19 protein-coding genes and 1 tRNA gene are annotated in these 15,574 nt (G+C 47.5%); 13 read left to right on the top strand and 7 right to left on the bottom strand.

The window, feature by feature from the left end; genetic code table 11:
- Window positions 1–3: 3 nt before the first annotated feature.
- A complete protein-coding gene (lysS, locus tag WN16_RS23120) occupies window positions 4–1,521 on the top strand; it encodes a lysine--tRNA ligase (RefSeq protein WP_003026911.1) in 1,518 nt (505 codons plus the stop codon).
- Between the two features lie 77 nt (window positions 1,522–1,598).
- Here lysS and idi read toward each other — a convergent pair whose 3' ends face one another.
- Window positions 1,599–2,153 (bottom strand): isopentenyl-diphosphate Delta-isomerase, encoded by a 555-nt coding sequence (gene idi / locus WN16_RS23115; protein ID WP_032948043.1) that lies wholly within the window; start codon window positions 2,151–2,153, stop codon window positions 1,599–1,601.
- A 166-nt stretch (window positions 2,154–2,319) separates the two neighbouring features.
- On the opposite strand from idi, the gene actS reads away from it, so the two are divergent.
- From actS to WN16_RS23095, 4 genes are all read left to right on the top strand, one after another.
- The gene (actS, locus tag WN16_RS23110) at window positions 2,320–3,078 is read left to right on the top strand and encodes an amidase activator ActS (protein ID WP_016150941.1); all 759 of its coding nucleotides are present in this window, start codon (window positions 2,320–2,322) and stop codon (window positions 3,076–3,078) included.
- Between the two features lie 79 nt (window positions 3,079–3,157).
- Window positions 3,158–3,231 (top strand) — tRNA-Gly (locus WN16_RS23105).
- 543 nt (window positions 3,232–3,774) lie between these two features.
- On the top strand, window positions 3,775–4,341 hold the full coding sequence (locus tag WN16_RS23100) for a hypothetical protein (protein WP_080528468.1): 567 nt from the start codon (window positions 3,775–3,777) through the stop codon (window positions 4,339–4,341).
- A gap of 23 nt (window positions 4,342–4,364) precedes the next feature.
- Complete coding sequence (locus WN16_RS23095) at window positions 4,365–4,862, top strand: hypothetical protein (protein ID WP_044700793.1); 498 nt, start codon at window positions 4,365–4,367, stop codon at window positions 4,860–4,862.
- A 407-nt stretch (window positions 4,863–5,269) separates the two neighbouring features.
- Here WN16_RS23095 and WN16_RS23085 read toward each other — a convergent pair whose 3' ends face one another.
- From WN16_RS23085 to WN16_RS23075, 3 genes are all read right to left on the bottom strand, one after another.
- Window positions 5,270–5,578 (bottom strand): hypothetical protein, encoded by a 309-nt coding sequence (locus WN16_RS23085; protein ID WP_170864030.1) that lies wholly within the window; start codon window positions 5,576–5,578, stop codon window positions 5,270–5,272.
- Window positions 5,560–5,757 carry a hypothetical protein gene (locus WN16_RS23080; protein WP_044700790.1) on the bottom strand — a complete coding sequence of 66 codons (198 nt, stop codon included), beginning with the start codon at window positions 5,755–5,757 and terminating at the stop codon, window positions 5,560–5,562. The genes WN16_RS23085 and WN16_RS23080 overlap by 19 nt, the downstream gene beginning before the upstream one ends.
- Window positions 5,758–5,850: 93 nt before the next feature.
- Window positions 5,851–6,429: a tyrosine-type recombinase/integrase gene (locus WN16_RS23075; RefSeq protein ID WP_044700788.1), complete on the bottom strand. Its 579-nt coding sequence runs from the start codon at window positions 6,427–6,429 to the stop codon at window positions 5,851–5,853.
- A 2,018-nt stretch (window positions 6,430–8,447) separates the two neighbouring features.
- Between WN16_RS23075 and WN16_RS24400 the strand changes: the two genes are divergently transcribed.
- The 7 genes from WN16_RS24400 (at window position 8,448) to WN16_RS23045 (ending at window position 11,613) form a co-directional block, all read left to right on the top strand.
- Window positions 8,448–8,615 carry a hypothetical protein gene (locus WN16_RS24400; RefSeq protein WP_162934427.1) on the top strand — a complete coding sequence of 56 codons (168 nt, stop codon included), beginning with the start codon at window positions 8,448–8,450 and terminating at the stop codon, window positions 8,613–8,615.
- A 102-nt stretch (window positions 8,616–8,717) separates the two neighbouring features.
- Window positions 8,718–9,479 (top strand): MarR family winged helix-turn-helix transcriptional regulator, encoded by a 762-nt coding sequence (locus WN16_RS23070; protein WP_044700786.1) that lies wholly within the window; start codon window positions 8,718–8,720, stop codon window positions 9,477–9,479.
- An 11-nt stretch (window positions 9,480–9,490) separates the two neighbouring features.
- Window positions 9,491–9,772, top strand: coding sequence for a hypothetical protein (locus WN16_RS23065; RefSeq protein WP_044700784.1), 282 nt, complete (start codon window positions 9,491–9,493; stop codon window positions 9,770–9,772).
- An 11-nt stretch (window positions 9,773–9,783) separates the two neighbouring features.
- On the top strand, window positions 9,784–10,182 hold the full coding sequence (locus WN16_RS23060; protein ID WP_003846410.1) for a hypothetical protein: 399 nt from the start codon (window positions 9,784–9,786) through the stop codon (window positions 10,180–10,182).
- A complete protein-coding gene (locus tag WN16_RS23055; RefSeq protein ID WP_044700783.1) occupies window positions 10,179–10,385 on the top strand; it encodes a hypothetical protein in 207 nt (68 codons plus the stop codon). The genes WN16_RS23060 and WN16_RS23055 overlap by 4 nt, the downstream gene beginning before the upstream one ends.
- Complete coding sequence (locus WN16_RS23050) at window positions 10,378–10,680, top strand: hypothetical protein (RefSeq protein ID WP_044700780.1); 303 nt, start codon at window positions 10,378–10,380, stop codon at window positions 10,678–10,680. Before WN16_RS23055 ends, WN16_RS23050 begins: the two co-directional genes overlap by 8 nt.
- A gap of 717 nt (window positions 10,681–11,397) precedes the next feature.
- Entirely contained in the window at window positions 11,398–11,613 is a 216-nt protein-coding gene (locus WN16_RS23045) for a hypothetical protein (protein WP_003846417.1), read from the top strand.
- A gap of 74 nt (window positions 11,614–11,687) precedes the next feature.
- On the opposite strand, the gene WN16_RS23040 is transcribed toward WN16_RS23045, so the two are convergent.
- A protein-coding gene (locus WN16_RS23040) for an IS3 family transposase (RefSeq protein ID WP_100216202.1) occupies window positions 11,688–12,856 on the bottom strand; the annotation gives its coding sequence in 2 pieces (ribosomal slippage) (window positions 11,688–12,607 and window positions 12,607–12,856; 1,170 coding nt in all).
- 158 nt (window positions 12,857–13,014) lie between these two features.
- Here WN16_RS23040 and WN16_RS23035 point away from each other — a divergent pair.
- Window positions 13,015–13,308 carry a hypothetical protein gene (locus WN16_RS23035; RefSeq protein ID WP_231865336.1) on the top strand — a complete coding sequence of 98 codons (294 nt, stop codon included), beginning with the start codon at window positions 13,015–13,017 and terminating at the stop codon, window positions 13,306–13,308.
- Window positions 13,309–13,335: 27 nt separating this feature from the next.
- Here WN16_RS23035 and WN16_RS23030 read toward each other — a convergent pair whose 3' ends face one another.
- Entirely contained in the window at window positions 13,336–14,007 is a 672-nt protein-coding gene (locus WN16_RS23030; protein ID WP_003033848.1) for an EAL domain-containing protein, read from the bottom strand.
- Between the two features lie 249 nt (window positions 14,008–14,256).
- Window positions 14,257–15,492, bottom strand: a complete 1,236-nt coding sequence (locus WN16_RS23025; protein WP_003033850.1) for a tyrosine-type recombinase/integrase — start codon at window positions 15,490–15,492, stop codon at window positions 14,257–14,259.
- Window positions 15,493–15,574 lie beyond the last annotated feature (82 nt).

Raw genomic sequence — 15,574 nt, 5'->3', positions numbered from 1 at the left:
AACATGTCTGAACAACACGTACAGGGCGCTGACGCGGTAGCCGACCTTAACAATGAACTGAAAACGCGCCGTGAGAAGCTGGCGAGCCTGCGTGAGCAGGGGATCCCGTTCCCGAACGATTTCCGTCGCGATCATACCTCAGACCAACTGCATGCTGACTTCGACGCGAAAGAAAACGAAGAGCTGGAAGCGCTGAACATTGAGGTATCCGTTGCTGGCCGTATGATGACCCGTCGTATTATGGGTAAAGCATCATTCGTTACGCTGCAGGACGTTGGCGGCCGTATTCAGCTGTACGTTGCTCGCGATGACCTGCCGGAAGGCGTCTACAACGAGCAGTTCAAAAAATGGGATCTGGGCGATATCCTCGGCGCGAAAGGTAAGTTGTTCAAGACCAAGACCGGTGAGCTGTCTATCCACTGCACCGAACTGCGTCTGCTGACCAAAGCGCTGCGCCCGCTGCCGGACAAATTCCACGGTCTGCAGGATCAGGAAGCGCGCTATCGTCAACGTTACCTGGATCTCATCTCTAACGATGAATCCCGCAATACCTTTAAAGTGCGTTCACAGATTATGGCTGGCATTCGTCAGTTCATGGTTGCTCGCGGCTTTATGGAAGTAGAAACCCCGATGATGCAGGTGATCCCAGGCGGTGCGGCAGCGCGTCCGTTTATCACTCATCATAACGCGCTGGATCTGGACATGTACCTGCGTATCGCGCCGGAACTTTACCTCAAGCGTCTGGTGGTTGGCGGCTTCGAACGCGTATTCGAAATTAACCGTAACTTCCGTAACGAAGGCATCTCTGTTCGCCATAACCCAGAGTTCACCATGATGGAACTCTACATGGCTTATGCGGACTACAAAGATCTCATCGAACTGACTGAATCTCTGTTCCGTACGTTGGCGCAGAACGTTCTGGGAACGACTGAAGTGCCTTACGGTGAAGAAGTCTTCGACTTCGGTAAGCCGTTTGAAAAACTGACCATGCGCGAAGCGATTCAGAAATACCGTCCGGAAACCAACATGGCCGATCTGGATAACTTCGACTCTGCAAAAGCGATTGCTGAATCTATCGGCATCAAAGTTGAGAAGAGCTGGGGTCTGGGTCGTATCGTGACCGAGATCTTTGAAGAAGTTGCAGAAGCGCACCTGATTCAACCAACCTTCATTACCGAGTACCCGGCAGAAGTTTCTCCGCTGGCGCGTCGTAATGACGAAAACCCGGAAATCACCGATCGCTTCGAATTCTTCATCGGCGGACGTGAGATCGGTAACGGCTTCAGCGAGCTGAACGATGCCGAGGATCAGGCGCAGCGTTTCCAGGATCAGGTTAACGCCAAAGATGCGGGTGATGACGAAGCGATGTTCTACGACGAAGACTACGTTACCGCTCTGGAACACGGTCTGCCGCCGACTGCGGGTCTGGGCATTGGTATCGACCGTATGGTTATGCTGTTCACCAACAGCCACACCATCCGTGACGTGATCCTGTTCCCGGCGATGCGCCCGGTTAAGTAAGATGTGAAATGCCGGATGGCGGCTGACGCCTTATCCGGCCTACGATTCGTTATGTAGGCCAGATAAACGTAGCGCCATCAGGCAATAATTTGTTGGCAGTAATTCTGCAACAGCGCACGCGCTTCTTTGTTTGCAACCTGCATTACCATCCACGGACTGAAAGCCCACGGCGTCGCGTCAATCCCGCTTAAGACATCCTCAAGATTGCTCCACTGGCAATCCATCACTTCATCTGGGTTTAGCTGTAGCTCACTGACGATATGTGCGGCATAAACCGGACATACTTCGTTTTCAACTATCCCACTCGGGTCTGTGGCGCGATAACGAAAATCAGCGTATACGGGGGTGAGCAAGTTGATATCTGCACCCAGTTCGAAGCGAGCCCGGCGGACAATAGCGGCTTCGTTGGTTTCACCTAACTGCGGGTGACCGCAGACAGAGTTGGTCCAGACACCTGGCCAGGCTTTTTTGTGCAGCGAGCGGCGGGTGACCAGCAGTTGGCCCTGCTCGTTAAATATCCAGCACGAGAAAGCGGAGTGCAGGGGGGTTGTGGCGGTATGCGCCGCATACTTTTCCAGCGTTCCGCAGGGTTGGTCCTGCTCATTCAATAAAATGACATGTTCCTGTCGCATAGCGTCCACCATCAATCTTAAGCACTCACATTATATGCTTAATTAAGTCAGAGTGATTAACAGAGGGTGTGAAATGCCAGAGCCGCCGGTTCGTTGCGCGATATGATTTGGCATCCGGTTTCTGGCTGCTATGATAAAGCGTCTGAAAATGTTGCGAGGTATTGTTTTGAGTGCAGGACGCCTGAAGAAAAATGGCCTGGGTATCGTGATGCTGCTGTGTGTCGGTCTGCTGTTAGCGGGCTGTTCCGGGAGCAAGTCGTCTGATACAGGAAGTTATTCCGGCTCCGTGTATACCGTGAAGCGGGGAGATACGCTATACCGTATTTCGCGCGCCACCGGTACCAGCGTGAAAGAGATCGCTCGCCTGAATAATATTTCACCGCCCTATACCATTGAAGTGGGGCAAAAGCTGAAGGTCAGCGGCGGCGCGAAAACCAGTTCTGGAGCTGGCAAAACAACCAAGAAATCCTCAACCAAAACGGCGGCGGTCAGACCATCTTCTTCTGTGCCGCAGTCGTCCTGGCCACCAGTAGGGCAACGTTGCTGGCAGTGGCCTGCCAGCGGTAAGGTGATCCTACCTTATTCTACGGCGGACGGCGGCAATAAGGGCATTGATATCTCAGCTGCGCGCGGTACGCCGATTTATGCGGCCGGAGCAGGGAAGGTGGTTTATGTCGGTAATCAGCTGCGGGGCTACGGTAATCTCATCATGATTAAGCACAGTGAGGACTACATCACTGCGTATGCGCATAATGACACCATGCTGGTGAACAACGGTCAAAACGTGAAGGCCGGGCAGAAGATAGCGACGATGGGCAGCTCGGATGCGACGACGGTGCGCCTGCATTTCCAAATCCGCTACCGGGCAACGGCTATCGATCCGCTGCGTTATTTACCGCCGCAGGGGAGTAAGCCAAAATGCTGACGGTGAATTAATCGCCAGTCAGTCGGTTAGTCCCTTGCCAAGAAGAGCGTAAGGTTTATAATCCCTTACGCACTTCAATGCGGGCGTAGTTCAATGGTAGAACGAGAGCTTCCCAAGCTCTATACGAGGGTTCGATTCCCTTCGCCCGCTCCAGAATCTCCCCTTGTGGAGCAAGCATTCTAAAATGCTGCTCTGCCAGCATGTTACGCAGTAGTGCTTACTAACATGCTGAGGCGTTCTACCATAGTTCACTACTTTGACACTTGTCACGAATGGTTACTCGGTGAAATGAGAGTTTAGCCAATCGTCGGCGGTGGTTTCAAGTTCTTACCGCGATAGTCCAACAATGAACGCAAAGCCTACACCAGGCAGCGACGGATCGCACTTCTCATAACCTTACAGTGAAGCGCATTTTTTGCCGATGCTCCCACATGCCACACGTCGAGATGACGTTGCAGGGAATAAACAGGTTTTATGGTGGTGATGCTCCGGTAGCTACAGATCCGGCTCTGCCAGCGGTTCGGCCTCGCTCCTTCGGGTACATGGTCATCCTGATAAACTTCACTGTCTGACATACCCTGATGTTGTCGCCTAACGGCTCCGCGCGTTGTCTTACCACCAACGGGCTTATTGGCTGCTATTCCCTTAATTTAAGTATGGTACTATGTAGGGAAAATCTTAAAAGAAGGGTGGTTTATGAGCTGGTCTTCGTTGGTTAGGATAACCATTGGTACATTTCTATTAGCTGGGTTGTCGTTCTCTACATACGCGAAGAACTGCAAGAAAGGTATACCATGCGGTAATTCGTGCATTGCGGTTGGAAAAACGTGCAGGATTGGATCAAGTACCTCTTCTGCGTATAAAAATTATTCTTACTCTTACCCATCATCTTCTCTTCATAGTTCAATCCCTAACTCCTCTTCACATTCCCCTTCAGCGAAGGTTGAGGGAAAAAACACAGCTTCAACTGCGAAAACCTATCTCTGTCAGTACGCTATTGCAGCAGTACAGAATGGTAGAATAGGTGCTTTACGTGTGCTGGGTAGTGCAGAGGTAACGTTGTATGTCGATAGCTTCAAAGCTAACCGTTTAAACGGTACATACCTGCTCTCACCAAAGCTGAAAACTAACGGTAAGTTGATGATGGCAGATGATAAAAGCAAAGTGTATGCCTATGATTCGTCGCTGATGAACTTTGCAATTAGTGACCGCATCGCAAGAAGCACTGAGCAATGGGATAATTGTAAACTGGTTCACAATTAATAAACTCAATTCGTGGGGATGGAATGAAAAAATTACTAATGGCTTTCGTGATTCTAACTTTACCTCTGCTCTCATTCGCTAAGGGTATTGGTTATGGAAATACTAAATGGGACATGAATCCGTCAGAAGTTGTTGCGGCTCAGGGCAATGGCGCACATTTGATCTCACCAGAGAAGTATAAAGATAATTTTGGGAAAGTGCGGATTGATAATGTATCGATCGGTAGCGGTCTTTATACTGTCACATTCCTTTTTAATAGCGCAGATCGTCTTGTACAAACGAATGTAGCCAGTAATGAGAAAAAAAATGAAGGTATCGCTGCGAGTCAATTTGGCACATTGAGTCAATTGTTAACTCAGAAGTATGGGAAACCTGAGTTTTCAGATTCAGATAAAGCAACCTGGAAACTTCCTGAAACTACGGTTGAGTTAAGTAAGATGGTCATTTCTGGGATCATGGCCCAAACAGTTGTTCGTTACATTCCAAACAGTAGGGTGGCAAGCGATACTTCTAATCTTTAAGCCCTTACGCAACGAACGCACCTAACACCATAAATACAAAGGGGGCATCACGCCCCCTCGTATCATTCCTGTAAAGCCCGTAGCCACATCATAAGCAAATGAAGCTGGCTTCCAGTCATTGCTGGTACTTTAACCGCTTGACCTCGTTCTGCGTTGCACAGCGCGAGCGCTAACGCCATAATGCTGCTGTTCTGCATTTCCTTCTCTCCGTTGGGAATGTTGAATACGGCGGGGGCTGGCTTCTTGGTGGTTGGCGGCCCCTGCCACTTGCTGATCAACTGCTCTTCTAAGGTTTGTTGGTAACAGGTGACGCTGTATCGTCGTCCCTGCAAACTTCACTACCTGCGTATAAACGCACACCGTAGCACCACACCAGATAAAGCTGGTGATTAGCTCTTCTTCCTTTTTCAATACTCATCTCCGAGAATTGCACCTAAGAAAAATTCTGTTTGCTCTTCACTGCCTTTGATGCTGTAACACTCGATAGCCTTTCTCACCTCGCTTTCGTCCGTATAACCAGCCAGCCATTCTATCAGGCTTTCTAAATACTCCTCCGCTCTGTTCCAGTCGTGATCCTCTGGTAGCTCCTTGCTTGAATCAGCCATGAAACAGGCTTCAACGTGATCGTAATGAAACAGCAGGGTAAGAATACTTTCTTGTTGCCATTGTTCAGGCGTTTTCAATCCGTAACTGTTAGTCATTTGATACTCACCCATTTACGATCCTCGTTCGGTGTTGCTTGTTGAATTGCATCTTTCAACACCTGTTCAAAGTTCACGCCGTGCTCCTGGCTTCTCTGCCAGATGTCCAAAAATGCTACGGCGAATTTCAATTCTTCTTCGCTCTCAATAGGGCTGAAAGCGGTTGTGTGTTCGTTCATCTCTATAATCTCCATACTCATTACTCCTCTTCAAAGGTCATTGTGTAGCGGCATGTGCGAGGGCAGGCAATAGCGCTAGCGTGAGCACAATTAAGCCTTTCATGTTGATCACCATTCTAAAGAAAACTCCTCTGTTAAATCGTCTTGCACGTCCTGACCATACCCGATGTAATACATAGTTGAGCGCGGATCTGTCTGTCCCAGGAAATGGGCGGTAGTTTCAATAGCCACCCCTGCATCGAACATCACGCGCCCACGGCTTTTACGTGGCGTATGGCATCCCACGTTTGAGAATCCTGCTCTACGTCCCATCTTCCCAAACTCCGCAAACACGGTGTTACGTGTGACGGCGTGGCCTTTGCTGCGTAATGTGGCAGCACTGAAAATGTAATCTGTAGCTACAGGCATCTTAGCTTGTTCTGCCTTGCGTTGTGCCACTACTGACAACATGGACGCTGTAACTTTTGGCCTTACCACGTTCCCTGTTTTCTCCTGCTTCACTTTGAGGTGAGATTGCCCCTCTACGTCTTCATACTTGAGCTTGAGCACGTCAGAGATACGCAAGCCCGATTCATACATAAACACCCACAAGCAATAGAACAGGTTTGTTCTGGTATTGCGTCGTAGCTCTGCTGCCACTGCCTTTACTTCGTCTGCACTCTTTAGCGCCTGGCTAATTCCTTTCATCGTGATTTCTCCTCTTGTTCGTTTCGTTGAAATCATCATTGATCAGAAATTGATCATTTTCAATAGGTTGCACGATGCGTTTATTTAGAAGAGCACAAAATGATCAAAATGTGTGCGCGGTTGTTTGAGTCGCTTAACGGCAAAAAGCCAGGCCCCGATCTGAACTGGTAGAAAATGGCAAATATCAGTAAGCCATTGAAAAATAAGTGGAAATACATTTCACCTCATGATTCATGAAACGGTGGTTGTGTCAAGAGATTTATTTTCGATGGTGGGGTGTTACCCCTGTTTACACGGTGAAGTGATTGAAAAGTGTACTGAGTTAGTTAAATCAACAGGTTACATAATACACTTTGCGAAAGTGTATCGAATCGGGAGGAATTAGCATGACAAATGATAACTACTCACATTTGTAGCGATGAGATCTGAGTAAGTGAGAATTATTCTCAATAATGGCTGTTTTGGCATGGAAAATCGAGTTGTTACATTATAACGATTAAACGAGAAAACTCGTTCAACAAATGTTGCACAGGTGAAAGTGTACATTGTCCACAATGATCGCTGTAAGTCGCACAGCGTAAGACTTCAACAAAGTTAAGTGATTATGAATTATAAGTTGAAAGTTTAACTTAGGCTACATTTACCCTTGATCATTACCTGCCTATTACCGCCGGGTTTACCGTTATTAACCGCTGCTTTAGTCGGATTAATCTTAGGTGTTGTTGCGTGGACGGTACGCAGTGAGCAGGGCGACGATTTACCGTTGGGTGAAGGGCTGAAAGTACCATTTTGTTACTTTCGGCATACATCAAAATGATGGGCATCTGCACCAATGGGTAACTGAAAGTAACGTTTTGGTACTCGAGATCATAACGAAAGTAACGTTTTGGTACTTTTAAAGTAACGAAACGGCACACTATAAGATTAAACAAGACTACTAATTAATAAGACTATCTTTTAATTCTTTTGTCGTTGTCCCTGCTCGGTACTCTCCGGGCAAGTGACCTGTTTCGCCTTTGGTTGGCTCCTCGGTCAGCCCCGTACCGCTCATGGAACAAGCGACAGCATTCTCTGTACCTTCTGGACTCGTGCAAACTTCGTTTCTGACGAACGTCAGGCACGAATGATTATTTGCCATCGGCAAGAGATCGCTTTCGCCGTTGACGAATACCATTGCGCTGTGCGCGGTATGTAACCATGTACCCAACTACACTACGTGTAATCGTCCACATGCCAACTCTACCTAACGACAATTAACCCCTCCTACGTCCTGTTGTCCGTAGTCGTGCTCATTCTCGAAGGTAGAGCAGCAGGGCTAAAGCTCACCGTGCTACGGTTCACTAAGCCTCAATCCAATACCAACACCTACCATCCTGATAACTACCGTTATCCGTCTGTAGTTGTGCTATTGGTTTCGGGAATAAATGCCAGAGGGTGGCCCATGACACACCGGAACGCACAGGAAGCCCGTAGGGCGATTTAAACGGCGCAGGGAGTACCGATGTAGTGCATGTGTATGCAAACCTCTTATAGCGCGATACAGCGCGTTTTATGATGGAAGACAGAGGTTGATCGCAACAGGGAAGGTGTGTTATTATCTGTAATGGGAAAAATTAACACCTACCTGTTGACATTGAAATCATTTCATGTTATAGTAAGTTCTGTCGGGTGATGAAAGCATTCATCCGTCCTCTTCTTAGGCATCCAGCCTGACCCAAACAATCCAGATCACACTGCACTATCAGGCAACGTTAATAACGTTCTTCCTGGATGGTGTTTCCGTGTATCTAACGCAAGGAGAACCAACATTAAGTATTTCAATCCAGAGCTTGTCTTCGATGCTCTGAAAGCAGGTGATAAGACCCGCAAGGCAATGAACAGCCAGAGAGCAGCAGCACAGCGTCAAGGTTACTTAGAACATGCTGAACGATTACGTAAGGGGATCGAACTTTACGATCAGTGGAAAGCTGAACAGGCTGATACGACAACCAACGAATAACCCAGAAGGAGAAACCAGTATGATCGAGAAGAAAACCAAATTACCGCCGTCCACATCGTTAATGATCCCGGATGACACATTCCAGATTCTGTTCAAAGAAGCAAAGCGCCGAAAAATGAGCGTAAGCGCACTTCTTCTTGAGGAATGCCAAAGTCTGGCGGTCAAATACTCGAAGGCTGGCGCGTAATAACTACGTTCCAGCGTTAACCCACCCCCCACGAATGAGAAGCGGAGAAAACCAAATGAAGAGTATTCGTAATTTACTGAGCATACATAGGAGCAAACAACAATGGCAAAAACCCTCGCCCAGATTAAGGCAGATTACCAGTACACAGGCAAAGACGGCGTAACGAGAGATCGCACACTCAACATTCCGCATTACTTCAAAGAAATCCCATTTATCTATTCCCCTCTTCTTGAAAAAGGAAGAGTGAAGTTCAGCGCCAGCATGCAAAAATTGTATTGTTACGTAGCAGACTGGGAGAAATCCGGCGGTGTTTGTTACGAGGAACAAAGCGATCTTGCAAAAGTTTGCAGGTTATCTCGACCAAAGACAAACGACCTGATCGAACAGATGGAATTAATTGGACTCATTACCAGAACCAAAATCGAAGGACGGAGAAATAAGGAATTACGAGCACTCCCGCTAATTGATGCTCACATTACCCCACCAGAAGCGCTAACAGCGCAGCCTGTAGTAGTGTCTGACGAAGTGCCAGCCCCTGAACCAGTTAAGGCCGCAGAGGAACATTTAGTTCCTGATCGGGATGACATTCCATGTGTCTGGGATGACCCTGATTATCAATCAACACCAACGATCCTCATTCAGCAGGACAAGCCAGAGCTTCCCTGGGGCGGTGTAGCTATTTACAAAACGAATGGCGATCCCACTGATGCCGCTGTGGCATGGGGGCTAAAAGAGACAATGGGCGATGAGGAAGCAGCCTACCAACTTCTTTCCAGAGTGGTATCTGAATACACCGGAAGGACAGAAGTATTTACACCGCGAACAACGGCAATCTACGACGATTGCGACCCAATACCATTTTAACCAGGAGGATTATGACCAATCTTTATCTACTGAACGAAGATACAAACTTTCAATTTGGCTGCAATGACGTTTGCAGACGTATTTACAATCACCTTTCCAGCCTACACCGTGAGAATGGAACATTCCGTTCCAGCGTCAAAACCCTGGCTTCCGCCCTGGGCTACTCGGAAAGCGGAATCCGTTACTGGCTGTTCCTGATGCGAGATGCCAAAGTGATCACGCTAACCAGGCGCAGCAATCACTATGATTTTGACGTGAATCACAACGTTGCTTTCATCACCTCGAACCACTAAGACGAGGTGCAATGAGTAAAAAGGAACGGAACACCCTCACCCGTATAGAACGGGAAAATGTCAACCGGATCGGCAAAGCCTCGCAAATACGAACAAAACGCCTTTACGTCAAATCCCTTGAGGAAATCCCTGGGGAGCTTATCGAAACAGTGACAGAAGTTCATTCAACACCGCCCTCTGTGGAAGAGTGGGCCGCGTTAAATGATCTCCTCGAATGTTCAAGCGGCGTTTTTTACCGCCCTCGCAAGCGCAAAGTTTACACCTACGATGATAGCCAACTTCGCCGCTGGCAATGCCTCGGATTCACATCACTACGCCACTACCTAACATACAACGCAATGAACAACACCGTGGCGGGAGTTAGGGGCTTTGATGAACTATTTAACATTGGAGACAGCTATACAGAATGATCACAGAAATAACAGAACAAGAATACTTTCAAGAGCGAATGCAGTACATGCAGGATTTAGTTAAGCAAGCTGAATGGGCTGAACAGGCACAAGATGTTAATAAGGTGGAATACCTCCTCGATGTGCTGGCAACGGAAATAGCGCCGTTTCAAGTGGCGCTGAACATCGTCAAAGCAACAAAGGGACGGCTAACAAATGACTAAGTATGAAATTGATGATGCCCTGGACGAATTCCACGAACAGCTACACATGCCACTTCTTGACGCAGTGAACGCCGTATACAAAGCATGCCCTGAGAACGTGTCTGAAAGCCTTTCTGACGCTGGTAAAATGCTCACCCTTGCAGCGGCAGCACTGGAAGGGATCATCCTCTCTGTGGAGCGTACAGACAGCCTACACGAGGATCAGACACTGGTAGAGGATGTTACACAATTGGCGCTGTCCCTGGCAGCGTGTAAGGATGAACTGAGCGATCTGTTACAAAACCAATCCGCATAATTATTCACTTATAATGAATAAATCGCTTGACTTTGTAACGGAAATGTTGTAGAATAGGACTTATAGGGTATCTATAAACGTATCGAATCACGTTTCTCTCCCTCGTATGTCAATACGACTTGCAAACACTATCCCATAGTGTGAGCACTCCCGAGAATGCCGTTTCCCATAGGCGGCGCTCTCCCCTCAATGTCTTCCCGTAAAGAATGGTTGATGTTCTTTTGACGGTTGTTTTCTTCTTTGTCGTTCCGAAGGATGCGCGGGCGTTTCTGCTTTTTGTCGGGCAGTGGCGACCAATTCCCCGCGCTCTCCTCTCTTTACGGGAAAGCATTGTTGCTTTTTACGCCTTATAACCTCCTTTAGGGATTATAAGCAGTCAGACAAATGTCAAAGTTGTTTCTTTGTTACGTCTGGCATTCTCTTATTATTGTTTCCAGCGATGATAACGAGATTCCACTTTCCCACTTCTTGCCATGACAGAAGGGCTTCTGTTTTGAAGTGGGAGCAATGAAAGGGCGATCTGCCTCTGTTATTCGTAACAGTTGCGCCCTTCATTTTTTAGAAGTCATTGTTTAACATCATAATTATCAAAAATGACCTTAACCAATGCTTTCTAACAAGGGCATTCCTCCTGGGGCTACTTCGGTAGCCCCTCTCTTTACCCTGCATGTAACGCTTTCGTTATAAACATGCAGACATAACGCGAAGGAAACGACAATGTTTCTACTTAATAACAAATCGCGTGTACTCAAGTATAAAAATGATGTGCTTACCGTCAATCCTCAGATGATTGAGATGGTGGCGCAGTATGCTGGTTGTGAAGTGTCCGACGTGATCAAAGCAATGGAAACGTATTTCCCTGACGAATCACCAGAACAAAAGCCAACCATTGACGATTTGATCGCACGCAAAGTAAAGGACTCAACCAAATGATTATTGATCTTGATACGCTGTTCCCACAGCGCCTGTCACTAACGGATCTGGTTAGCTATTCAACTGTGTAGTGGTCAACTAAAACTGGCCACGGCTTTAGAGTTTTTCCAGTATCGGTTTTCCGATTCGTTTGGGGGCAACCCACCGTTATAGTCATGCGGCCTTAGCGAGCTGTAATACCCGACGATATAGTCTGTGATCGCATGAGCAGCATCGCTAAAGTTTATATAACCTGTCACTGGCACCCACTCGTTTTTCAGACTACGGAAGAAGCGTTCCATCGGGCTGTTGTCCCAACAGTTTCCACGTCGGCTCATACTCTGCCTGATCTGGCAACGCCACAGTAACTGCCGGAACTGCCTGCTTGTATAGTGGCTACCCTGGTCACTGTGGAACATCACTCCGGCTGGTTTACCGCGAGCTTCCCACGCCATTTCCAGCGCTCTGATGGTCAGCTTGCTATCCGGCGAGAATGACATTGCCCAGCCCACTGGTTTCCTTGCGAACAGATCGAGAACAACTGCAAGGTAAGCCCAACGCTTGCCTGTCCAGATGTACGTCACATCGCCGCACCACACCTGGTTAGGTTCTGTCACTGCGAACTGTCGCTCAAGGCGATTCGGGATAGCGATGTGTTCATGACCAACACGTTTATACCGGTGGGTAGGCTGCTGACAACTCACCAGCCCCAGTTCTTTCATGAGCCTGCCAGCAAGCCAGCGTCCCATTCTGAAGCCTCTCAGGGTTGCCATAATGGCGATACTTCTTGCGCCAGCAGAGCCATGGCTGATGTTATGCAGCTCCCGAACCTGGCTGCGTAACACAGCTCGCCAGCCGTCTGGCTTTTCGGCGCTTTTCTCCCAGTATTTGTAGCTACTGCGATGAACCCCGAACACGTGGCAGAGTGTGACCACAGGATACTGCGCTCTGAGTTTCCCGATTAACGAGAATTGTTCAGGGAGTCTGACATCAAGAGCGCGGTAGCCTTTTTTAATATGTCGTTTTCCATTTCAATGCGTTGTAGCTTTTTCTTCAGCTCACGTATTTCAATCTGTTCCGGGGTTATAGGGGAGGCTTTAGGTATTTTGCCCTGTCGTTCATCCCGCAACTGCTTTACCCATCGCGTCATGGTAGAAAGACCCACATCCATAGCACTGGCCGCAGCTGCAACGGTGTAGTTCTGATCAAGGACCAGTTGAGCGGATTCACGTTTAAACTCTGCGCTGAAATTTCTTTTTTTCATTGAGGCACCTGTAATGTTCTGAGGTGAGCATATCACCTCTGTTCAGGTGGCCAAATTCAGTAAACCACTACAATGCTGTGGGTGGTTCTGCGAATGCTACAGCGGATTGGATTCAGGATAAGACGGGCTTCAATACTCGTTCAGTGGGGCCAGCTATCATGGATTGGTTGGGCGTTGGTGGCGGTAATGCTGGAACAGCGGCAAATCAATACAGCCTAAATGTTGATTCTCTTCGTGGTTCCGCAATGTCACTCAGCAGCGGCAATGCGCCAGTGTACACGGTGAATCCTACATTCAATCTAAATCTTGAGGCATCCGTACCGCTCACTATCGCCAGCGATAGCTCAAGATTAAGCGATTACATTGATTTCCAGGCGAGAGCTTCTCAAGCCAGCTTTGCTCAGTCGCTAACGCTGCAAATGTCGTCCGGTCAATCGTCTACAGGTGGGTGATACATCAAAGGGGTGATGGTTTCAACACTACAGCAATGAATCCACATTTTTAAAAGGGACAGATTTAATAAGATACCCCTGTAATCCCCAAATCCCCACCTCACGCAGTATTCCCAAATGTTCTCGATTCTCAATCCCTTCGATAATAACTTTGCCGCAGTGTTTTTGAATGGAAGCAATCAGCGGGTAGAAGGTTGGTTTCTGCACCTGCTGATTAAAGAAGCAGCGATCTACTTTTACAACCTCAAAGTATCCTTCCATCAAACTAACTACATTCGCGTTTCCTGCGCCAAGGTCATCGAGCCATAGCCCATTTACACCCTGGCTCAGTGCCTTTAACAAGGGGTTTTTTAATCCTTTATCTAAACCTAGGAAATTCTCAGAAAGCTCAAGTTTGATGAATGGCATCGATTCGAAAGTTTGTCTAAGTATGTAGTCATGACGTATCAGAAAAGCCATTTGCTGATCAATGTTCAGTGTACAAAATAGATTCTTTCGTTCGAACCACTTTTGCATACTGGCAATGTTTCCGCATTGTTCGTATAGGAAAAGCCGTTTCCTATCTAAATCCCAAGATGAAATTACGAACTCAGGATGAAGGGGGCGTCCATCTGGGGAAATGAAGCGAGTGAGAAGCTCAACGCCCAACAACTTTTCGTCAATGCTTACTATAGGTTCAGCAATGAATGTAGTATCCATAACAAACACCTTAAATTTCTACATAGGTTCATTCATAATGTGGTCTTTGTAACAAAAAATCAATAATGGTTTCTGTTATTTAAGTGTGTAACCTACTGAATTGGGTGGGTTTTTTTGGGTTTTAGTGTTGTGGCTTTGATGCTTTTTGGTTACTATTTAATCTTGCTTTGTTCGTAAAGCAAGAATTAGCGTGTATTATTCATAAACAATAGCTTATTAATCTAATCAATTTGTTTATAAATAAGGGGCTTACGCCCCTTTTTCCGTTTCAGGGAAGATGATCTCTGGATAATCCACCATTTCCACATAGTCGGACAATTCTTTCATGGAACACCCCGCGCTGTATGTCTTGAATGCTTCTGTGGCTGCGGCTTGGGAAGAGTGCCCCGTGATGTAGCCTATACGCTGTTCGGGTACTCCGGCACGGTCAAGACACGTGATAAAATGCCCCCTCAAACTGTGAAAGCATTGGCGATCTGTAGCCATAGGCACTACGCGACGCCGTAAGCGGGTGAATGCCTGGGAATAGAACGGCCCCTTTTTCCCGTCTTTGCGTTCAATCTTGTTAGCCTGTGGTAACAGGTAATCTCCAGTGTTCAAACTCAGATAATAATCCACCATACCGATCAGAAAAGCGTGGATCGGTATGTGCCTAACCCCTGCTTTCGTTTTCGATTTGCTAATGAAGAAAGTCTGTATCCCTTCCACTATAACAACATCTGATTTTTTCAAGCTGGCGATTTCGTCCAGCCTTGCACCAGAGAACAAACCGATCAGAATGACGGCTCGTAGTTCTTCGTCTGCTTCGTTGAGCAGGGTAGATAGTTGATGCCATTCAAACGGCTGGTAGCTCTCAATAGTGCGCCGTGCTTCGAGGTTCATGCCGTGAAACGGATTAAGCGGCGCTATAGCGTCGTAGCGACGTTTGGCAAACTCATAGAGGCTTCCCAGTGACGTTAACCAGTTTTGCAGCGTCTGCCCTGCTACGTCGCGTTTCTGCTGTTCTTCGATGAAATCCGTAACCAGCCGCCGTCCTATCTGATCCAAACTGATATCAACTTTCCCGATACTCTGGAGAAAAACCTCCACGGCTCGCGCCGATTTGCTCAGTGTGGACAGTGAACGCCGATCCCGGTAAGCAGTGGCGTATTCGTCACGTAATAGGCACAGGTGAGGAATAGAACTGGCTCGCTCCTCAATCAGGGGTTTGTTTTTATTCTTGCGGATCTGTGAGTGCAGGGAAGTGATCGCAAGCTGGATGCGCCTGTCCTCTGTATCTGGCTTGAATTGTTCTTTCAGGTTGTTCCACTCTACCAGCATGTGATTGCGGAAGTGTCGAGCCTTGTAAATGTCTCTTGTACCAGTGCTTTTCCGGTAGAGGCGCTTCCCGCCGAACATGTGGCGCATGTAAGCAGGAACGTAGATTTGAAACTGCCAAACGCCGTCCGGTGAAAGATAAAGATACTCCTGGCCCTTGATTGTCATGAGATTGATCCTCTAAAATCTCGCAATCAAGTATCAATAATAGTTACTATGTTGATTCTATGACCGTCGCGTTATGGAAAAA

Source organism: Citrobacter sp. ABFQG, from assembly GCF_004322975.1.
In the GTDB taxonomy this organism is placed as follows: domain Bacteria; phylum Pseudomonadota; class Gammaproteobacteria; order Enterobacterales; family Enterobacteriaceae; genus Citrobacter; species Citrobacter freundii.
The sequence above is the reverse complement of the archived record's forward strand: the minus strand, read 5'-3'. Positions and strand labels throughout refer to the sequence as shown.